The sequence below is a fragment of the Pseudoxanthomonas sp. J35 genome (assembly GCF_000513995.1).
GTDB lineage: Bacteria > Pseudomonadota > Gammaproteobacteria > Xanthomonadales > Xanthomonadaceae > Pseudoxanthomonas.
Genome location: NZ_AZVB01000001.1, coordinates 387,600 through 394,739, shown reverse-complemented (window position 1 = coordinate 394,739; position 7,140 = coordinate 387,600). Strand labels below are relative to the sequence as shown.

At 69.0% G+C, this 7,140-nt stretch carries 5 protein-coding genes; 2 read left to right on the top strand and 3 right to left on the bottom strand.

Annotation, left to right across the window (positions count from 1 at the left end):
- The coding region (locus tag PSEJ35_RS0101810) for a transposase (protein ID WP_028916288.1) at nt 1–249 on the bottom strand (249 nt) is incomplete at its 3' end.
- A 162-nt stretch (nt 250–411) separates the two neighbouring features.
- Nucleotides 412–1,965 (bottom strand): alpha-L-arabinofuranosidase C-terminal domain-containing protein, encoded by a 1,554-nt coding sequence (locus tag PSEJ35_RS0101805; protein ID WP_028916287.1) that lies wholly within the window; start codon nt 1,963–1,965, stop codon nt 412–414.
- A 632-nt stretch (nt 1,966–2,597) separates the two neighbouring features.
- Between PSEJ35_RS0101805 and PSEJ35_RS0101800 the strand changes: the two genes are divergently transcribed.
- Both PSEJ35_RS0101800 and PSEJ35_RS0101795 read left to right on the top strand, forming a co-directional pair.
- Nucleotides 2,598–3,680 carry an aldose epimerase family protein gene (locus PSEJ35_RS0101800; protein WP_028916286.1) on the top strand — a complete coding sequence of 361 codons (1,083 nt, stop codon included), beginning with the start codon at nt 2,598–2,600 and terminating at the stop codon, nt 3,678–3,680.
- A gap of 53 nt (nt 3,681–3,733) precedes the next feature.
- Nucleotides 3,734–4,657 (top strand): Gfo/Idh/MocA family oxidoreductase, encoded by a 924-nt coding sequence (locus PSEJ35_RS0101795; RefSeq protein WP_037082089.1) that lies wholly within the window; start codon nt 3,734–3,736, stop codon nt 4,655–4,657.
- A gap of 519 nt (nt 4,658–5,176) precedes the next feature.
- On the opposite strand, the gene parE is transcribed toward PSEJ35_RS0101795, so the two are convergent.
- Nucleotides 5,177–7,066 (bottom strand): DNA topoisomerase IV subunit B, encoded by a 1,890-nt coding sequence (gene parE, locus PSEJ35_RS0101790; protein ID WP_028916284.1) that lies wholly within the window; start codon nt 7,064–7,066, stop codon nt 5,177–5,179.
- Nucleotides 7,067–7,140: the final 74 nt, after the last annotated feature.

The following is a 7,140-nucleotide window of genomic DNA, read 5'->3' as shown; positions in this document are numbered from 1 at the left end:
CAGGGCGTCCTTGATCACGTCGTTCTCGAACATCTGCTCGGCCAGCAGCTTCTTCAGCCGGGTGTTCTCCGCCTCCAGCTCCTTGAGCCGCTTGGCGTCGGGCACGCTCATGCCNCCGAACTTGCTGCGCCACAGGTAGTACGAGNCTTCGCTGAAGCCGTGCCGGCGGCACAGGTCCTTGACCGGCACGCCGGCCTCGGCCTCACGCAGGAAGCCGATGATCTGTTCTTCGGTAAAACGCTTCTTCACGTCCAATCTCCTTGTTGTTGGGGATTGGACTCCAGATCGCGGCGCTACTCAAAACCGGGGGGGACGTCGGAGCCTCAGGCGTGGGAGTCGGGCGAGCCCGACTCTACCGGGGGGGGGCCGCGGTTCCAGGCACCTGGTCCGGGCAAGCGCGGCGCGCCCGGTTCACTGCAACCGCAGCACCACCACCGACTTCGCCGGCAGTTCGACCTTCAGCGTGCCGCCGGAGAGCACGGCGCCGTCGAAGGCCGTGGGCTTCACTGTTTCCGGCTGCTCGAAGGTGTTGTGGGCGGTGATCGCACCGGCGGTCAGCACGCGCCCGGAGACCGTCGTGGCCTGCACCCCGGCGACCTGGATCGACACGTCCGCCGCGCTGTCGGGATCGAGGTTGCTCAGCGCCACGTACACGTCGCCGTCCTTCGCCCGTACCGCCGAGCCATGCACGGCCGGCACCGCGACCTTGCCGTGGGTATACGTCGGCGCCCTGATCTCCAGCGGCAGGTGGGTCGCGTCCTGCCACGGCCTGTACATCTCGAACACGTGGTAGGTGGGGGTGAGTAGCATCTTCTCGTCGCGGGTCAGGATCATCGCCTGCAGCACGTTCACCATCTGCGCGATGTTGGCCATCTTCACCCGGCGCGCGTACCTGCTCATCGCGTCGAAGTGGATCGCCGCCACCAGCGCGTCGCGCAGGCTGTTCTGCTGCTGCAGGAAACCGGGATTGGTGCCGGGGTAGGCCTCGTACCAGGTGCCCCACTCGTCGAGGTACAGGGCGACCTTGTTCTCCGGGTCGTACTTGTCCATCACCTCGATGTGCCTGCGCAGCAGCTCGTCGACCTTCAGCGCGCTTTCCAGCGTCTGGAACCAGGCGGCCTCGTCGAACTCGAAGCTGGAGGCGCGCGGTGGCCAGCCGCCGGGCACGGTGTAGTAATGCACCGACAAGGCATCCATGTGCTTGCCGGCGATCTTCATCATCACCTCGCTCCAGTTGTAGTCGTCGCCATTGGCGCCGGCGGCGACCTTGGTGATCTGCTGCCCGGCCGGGACCTTGACGAAGGTCTGGTACTGGCGGTGCAGGTTGGCCGCGTGCTCGGGTGTCATGTTGCCGCCGCAGCCCCACAGTTCGTTGCCGATGCCGAAGAACGGCACCTTCCACGGCTTGTCGCGGCCGTTGGCGCGGCGCTCCTCGGCCAGCGAGGAGCCTTTCTCGTAGGTCATGTACTCGACCCACTCGGCCATCTCGCGCGGCGAGCCGCTGCCGGTGTTGCCGGAGACGTAGGCGTCGGTGCCGAGCAGTTCGGCGAAGTCCATGAACTCGTGGGTGCCGAAGCTGTTCGGTTCCTCCACGCCGCCCCAGTGGGTGTTGATCTTGACCCGGCGCTTCTCGCGCGGGCCGATGCCGTCGCGCCAGTAGTACTCGTCGGCGAAGCAGCCGCCAGGCCAGCGCACCACCGGCACCTGCAGCTGCTTCAGCGCAGCCAGCACGTCGTTGCGATAGCCGCGGGTGTTGGGGATCTTCGAGTCCTCGCCGACCCAGATGCCGCCGTAGATGCCGTAGCCGAGGTGCTCGGCGAACTGGCCGAAGATGTAGCGGCTGACGGTATCGCCGGGCTGGTCGGCGCGCAGGGTGGCGCTGGCCTGGACCTTGTCCTGGGCGCTGGCGCCGGCGGCGAACAGGGCGGAGGCCAGGGCCAGCGTACGCAGGGTTTTCTTCAGCATCGGGTCGCCTCGTGTTGCGGAACGGGAATGCGGGGAATGGCGGCAAGGCCTGGGCGCCGCGGCGCCGCCGTGCGTGCGGTCGGCAACGGCAAGGGACTGCCGGCACAGAGGTGCAGGCGCCGGGCCTGCGGCGTCGGGTTCGTCGGCATGGAGCGGGGACGGAAGGCGTGCCGCGCGCGGTCGACGGCCGGAAAACGCTGCCGATTGACGCACGGTGGGCCGATCGGCGCGACAGGCGACGGGCGAGGCATCGACGCGGGCAGCCGTCCGGCGCCGCGGCATGCGGGCATGCCGTCGAACATGAGCGTCGTCATCTCAACCCTCCCAGGCCTACGTCTGACGCATGCAGTCGTGTTGTGCGGCGCGCTGCTTCCGCGCCGGCGCTTTCCCTCCGGATGCGACGGCGCGCACGTCGGGAAGCAGGCCGAGCATAGTGACGCGTTCCATAACCTGCCAATGAATTTACCGAGACGATCGATACCCGAATGCGTATCCATGTCATGGGTGTCGCGGGGACAGGCGAGCCATTCCATTCCGGACATCGACCATGTCGCAGGCGGCATTGGTCGCCGCGGCGGAGCGTGGCTATCCTGCGACGCGGCCGGATCGCGGCCAGGCTTTCACGGAACTGCATGACCCGGACGAGGAGCTTCGGCCAGCTGGACGACGGCACTGCGGTGCAGGCATTGCGGCTGGGCGAGGGCGACGGCCTGTCGGCGGAGATCCTCGACCTCGGCGGCATCCTGGCGCGGCTGGAGTTCGATGGCGCGCGGGGGCGCACCGGCGTCGTGCTGGGCCTGGACGATGCGCAGGCCTATCTCGAGGACACCGCCTATCTGGGCATCCTGGTCGGCCGCTTCGGCAACCGCATCGGCGGCGCGGCGTTCGAGCTGGGCGGGCGGCGCCACGAGGTGACCGCCAACGAGGGGCGGCATCACCTGCATGGCGGTGCCCATGGTTTCGGCCGGCGCATGTGGACCGTGGAGGATCACGCCGCCGACCGGCTGGTGCTGCGCTACCGTTCGCCGGCCGGCGAGGAAGGCTATCCGGGCAACCTCGAGGTGCGCGCGACCTACCGGCTGCGCGGGGCGCGGTTGCGTCTGGACTTCGAGGCCACCTGCGACGCCCCCACGCCGTTCAACCCGACCCACCACCCGTACTTCAACCTCGCCGGCGATCGTTCGGTGCCGGCCGCGGCGCAGTGGCTGCAGGTGCCGGCCTCGCGCTACCTGCCGGTGCACGGCCGGCTGATCCCGTTCGGCACGCTGGCCGACGTTGCCGGTTCGCCATTCGATTTCCGCGAGGCGCGCACGCTGGACGTGGCTGCCGATCCAGCCGACCCGCAGCTGCGCATCGCCGGCGGCTACGACCACTGCCTGGTGCTGGATGGCGGTGCGGGTCCGGTGGCGCGCCTGTACTCGCCGCATAGCGGCATCGCGCTGCGCATCGACAGCGACGCACCGGCGTTGCAGCTGTATGGCGGCCATGCGCTCGACCACCAGCACCCGGGGCTGGGGCGTGGCGTCTGCCTGGAGCCGCAGGGCTTCCCGGACGCGCCGAACAAGCCGGCGTTCCCGGAGGCGGTGCTGCGTCCGGGCACGGTGTTCCGGCGGCGCATCGAGTACGGTTTCGCCATGCCGGGGCCGCGACGCAAGTGGGAGGAGGTCGCGGCAGCATTGGACGCCTGCGGCCCCGATCCTTCCGTCTTCGACTGAACCCACAATCGCGCACGGACCGCGTGTCCGTGCCGTCACTGGAGACCGTATCCGTGCCCATCAACCTCGCCATCGTCGGAGTCGGCAAGATCGTGCGCGACCAGCACCTGCCCGCGGTCGCCGGCAACGCCGGGTTCCGCCTGGTCGCGGCAGCGAGTCGCTACGGTCGCGTGGAGGGCATCGACAACTTCGGCTCGATCGAGGAGATGCTGGAGGCGATGCCGTCGATCGAGGCGGTGTCGTTGTGCATGCCGCCGCAGTACCGCCACGCCGCCGCGGTGAAGGCGCTGGCCGCCGGCAAGCACGTGTTCCTGGAGAAGCCGCCGGGCGCGACGCTGTCGGAAGTGGAAGACCTGGTTGCGCGGGCCGCGGCGGCCGGGGTGACGCTGTTCGCCAGCTGGCACTCGCGCCATGCGCCGGCGGTGGAGGCGGCGCGCGAGTTCCTGGCCGGCACCACGATCCGTTCGATGCGGGTGTACTGGAAGGAAGACGTGCGCCACTGGCATCCGGACCAGGAGTGGATCTGGCAGCCCGGTGGGCTGGGGGTGTTCGATCCGGGCATCAACGCGTTGTCGATCGTGACCCGGATCCTGCCGCGGCCGGTGTTCGCCACGGCGGCGACGCTGGAGTTCCCGGAGAACCGGGATGCGCCGATCGCCGCTTCGATCCGCTTCACCGATGCGGAAGGGCTGGACCTGGAAGCGGAGTTCGACTGGCGCCAGACCGGCCCGCAGAGCTGGGACATCGTTGCGCAGACGGATGCGGGCGGGATGCGGTTGTCGGAGGGCGGGGCGCGGCTGTCGGTGGACGGCCAGTTGCTGCACGCCGGGCCGGAGCAGGAATATCCGCAGCTGTACCGCAGGTTTGCCGAGCTGGTGCGCAGCGGCCAGTCGGACGTGGACCTGGCGCCGCTGCGGCACGTGGCGGATGTCTTCATGCTCGGCCGGCGCAAGGTGGTGGAAGCCTTTCACGACTGAGCCGGGTGGGCGCTGTCGGCAACGGCGAAGGCTACAGAACGCAAGAGCAACAGCAACGACAACGGCGTCGGGTTGCGTCGGCTTCGGACGGAGCCGCGGCAGCGCGGGGGTATGGCGCATCGCGCGGTTCGGCGTCCGCGCCGGGAATGCATCAGGGCGCTGGCGCCGTCCGGCGCGTCGCCACGCGCCAGCTTTCCAACCGCATCACCCGGCAAGACGCTTCCAGCTGCCCCCGTGCTACCGCGTCTTCGTGTGCGTTGAGGTCGTGGCTTCGCTCTTTGCTCCCATCTCCCGGCGGGAGAGGGGCCAGCCGTGCTGTTGTAGAGCGGGGCTTGCCCCGCTGCTTTTTCAGGCGGTTTGGATCACCTCACAGGGGCCGCAACGGCCCGCCCAGCCAGCTCGAAGCGCGATGCCTGGGGAACCTGGGCTTCCAGCGAAGCCGCGCCACCGCGCCCTTGGAGTACGACAACGACTGGGCCGCCGCCGCGGCCCTGCACTGTCAAAGCGTCAGGGCTTTCCTCAAACCTCCAGCGAAGCCAGGTCGCCCTTCTGCTCCAGCCACGCCTTGCGGTCGGAGGCGCGCTTCTTGGCCAGCAGCATGTCCATCAGCGCCCGGGTCTGCTCGCCGTCGTCGACGGTCAGCTGGACCAGGCGGCGGGTGTCGGGATGGATGGTGGACTCGCGCAGCTGCTGCGGGTTCATCTCGCCCAGACCCTTGAAGCGGGTGACGTTGACCTGGCCCTTGATCTTCTCGCGGGCGATCTTCTCCAGCAGCAGGCGTTTCTCTTCCTCATCGAGGGCATAGAACACCTGCTTGCCCACGTCGACGCGGAACAGCGGCGGCATCGCCACGAACACGTGGCCGGCGGCGACCAGCGCCGGGAAGTGGCGCAGGAACAGCGCCGACAGCAGGGTGGCGATATGCAGGCCGTCGGAGTCGGCGTCGGCGAGGATCACCACCTTGCCGTAGCGCAGGCCGGTGAGGTCGTCCTTGCCCGGGTCGCAGCCGATCGCCACGGCCAGGTCGTGCACTTCCTGCGAGGCCAGCACGCTGCCGGAGGCCACTTCCCAGGTGTTGAGGATCTTGCCGCGCAGCGGCAGGATCGCCTGGAAATCCTTGTCGCGGGCCTGCTTGGCGCTGCCGCCGGCCGAGTCGCCTTCCACCAGGAACAGCTCGGTGCGCGACAGGTCCTGGCTGATGCAGTCGGCGAGCTTGCCGGGCAGGGCCGGGCCCTGGGTGACCTTCTTGCGGACGACCTGCTTCTCGGTCTTCAGCCGCGCGCTGGCGCGCTCGATGGCGAGCTGGGCGATCTTCTCGCCGAAGTCCACGTGCTGGTTCAGCCACAGGCTGAAGGCGTCGTGCGCCGCGCTCTCGATGAAGCCGGCCGCCTGGCGCGAACTGAGGCGTTCCTTGGTCTGGCCGCTGAACTGCGGGTCGGTCATCTTCAGCGACAGCACGAACGACACGCGGTCCCACACGTCCTCCGGCGCCAGCTTGACGCCGCGCGGCAGCAGGTTGCGGAAATCGCAGAATTCGCGCAGCGCGTCGGTCAGGCCCGAGCGCAGGCCGTTGACGTGGGTGCCGTGCTGCGCGGTCGGGATGAGGTTGACGTAGCTCTCCTGCACCAGCTCGCCTTCCGGGATCCAGGCCACCGCCCAGTCCACCACCTCGGTGTCCTTCTTCAGGTTGCCGGTGAACAGCTCCGGCGGCAGCAGCTCGCGGCCGGCCAGCTCGCCCTTGAGGTAGTCGCGCAGGCCGTCCTCGAAGTACCAGCGGTCGCGTTCGCCGCTGGCCTCGTCGTGCAGGGTGACGGCCAGGCCCGGGCACAGCACGGCCTTGGCGCGCAGCAGGTGGCGCAGGGCCCGCAGGTTGAAGCGCGGGCTGTCGAAGTACTTCGGGTCCGGCCAGAAGCGCACGCGGGTGCCGGTGTTGCGCTTGCCGACGGTGCCGACCACTTCCAGCGGGGTGGCGCGGTCGCCGTCGCGGAAGGTGATGCGGTGTTCCTGGCCTTCGCGCTTGATGTGCACCTCGACCAGGGTCGACAGTGCGTTGACCACGCTCACGCCCACGCCGTGCAGACCGCCGGAGAAGGTGTAGTTCTTGTTGCTGAACTTGCCGCCGGCGTGCAGGCGGGTGAGGATCAGCTCGACGCCGGGGATCTTCTCCTCCGGGTGGATGTCCACCGGCATGCCGCGGCCGTCGTCGGAGACCTCGCAGCTTCCGTCGCGGTACAGGGTGACTTCGATCTCCCGCGCGTGCCCGGCCAGGGCCTCGTCCACCGCGTTGTCGATCACTTCCTGGGCCAGGTGGTTGGGCCGGGAGGTGTCGGTATACATGCCCGGGCGGCGCTTGACCGGGTCCAGGCCGGAGAGGACTTCGATGTCGGCGGCGTTGTAACGGCTGCTCATGGAACCTTGCGATGGCGCGATGCGACGCGGAAGTGTGCGGCCTGGCCCCGCTTTTTGCACCCCCTCGATGCCTG

What these genes read in the sequence shown, in the direction of transcription:
- PSEJ35_RS0101805 (WP_028916287.1), bottom strand. Translation starts at nt 1,965, where the DNA reads ATGCTGAAGAAAACCCTGCGTACGCTGGCCCTGGCCTCCGCCCTGTTC.
- PSEJ35_RS0101800 (WP_028916286.1), top strand. Translation starts at nt 2,598, where the DNA reads ATGACCCGGACGAGGAGCTTCGGCCAGCTGGACGACGGCACTGCGGTG.
- parE (WP_028916284.1), bottom strand. Translation starts at nt 7,066, where the DNA reads ATGAGCAGCCGTTACAACGCCGCCGACATCGAAGTCCTCTCCGGCCTG.